The organism is Frankia canadensis, from assembly GCF_900197875.1.
In the GTDB taxonomy this organism is placed as follows: Bacteria; Actinomycetota; Actinomycetes; order Frankiales; family Frankiaceae; genus Frankia; species Frankia canadensis.
The window spans coordinates 1-811 of sequence record NZ_FZMO01000492.1; the positions used below are offsets into that span (position 1 = coordinate 1).

Genomic DNA, 811 nt, shown 5'->3' on the forward strand with positions numbered 1-811 from the left:
CGGCGAGATCGAGCGTGTGCGGCGGCTGCTCGACGATGTCCTGGGGATCGGCGGCCTGTTCGTGCCGCGGCTTGGGGAGACCACCGCCGCATGAGGGTCACGGCTGGTCGGGCCGGAGGGCGTTCGTCCACCGGGGGAGCATGGAGGAGATTCTCGGAGCCGTGTCTGGTCGCGATCTTTCTCGGCGGTTCTATGAGCAGGCGGTTCGGCCGCTGATCCTGGGCGTTCCGCACGCTGCCGCGTTGCTCGGTGAGGGTTCTGAGGTGCTCGGTTTCGACGACGAGGTCTCCACCGACCACGATTTCGGCCCCCGCGTACAGCTGTTCGTCCCGCCGGACGTCGACACCACGCCGATCGACGTCGCCCTGCAGAGGCTGCCGGTCCGGTTCGACGGTTTCCCGGTTGTCTACCCCGACAGCGACCGATACGACGGCCGGCCACACCACCAGGTGGAGGTGACCACCGCGCGGGCGTTCTTCGTCGGCCGGCTCGGCGTCGACCCGGCCGACGGGATGGCTCTGGCGGACTGGCTGCTGGCCCCAACGCAGATCCTGGCCAGCCTCACGGCTGGCGTGGTCCTGCACGATCCGCTCGATCTGCTCGCCGCGCGGCGCCGGGCGCTGGCCTGGTACCCGGACGACGTCTGGCGCTATGTCCTGGCCGCCGGCTGGCTACGGGTCAGCCAGGAAGAACCGTTCATCGGCCGCACCGGCGGACGCGGCGACGACCTCGGCTCACGTCTGCTCACCGCCCGCATGGCCCGCGACCTCGTCCGGATCGCGTTTCTCCTCGAACGCCGCTGGGCCCCGTA

The 811-nt window shown here is 70.4% G+C and carries 1 protein-coding gene; it reads left to right on the forward strand.

The genetic code is table 11. From position 1 onward, the window contains the following. Positions 1 to 263: 263 nt before the first annotated feature. On the forward strand, positions 264 to 811 hold a 548-nt coding region (locus tag C1A33_RS26770), incomplete at its 3' end, for a DUF4037 domain-containing protein (protein WP_243407981.1).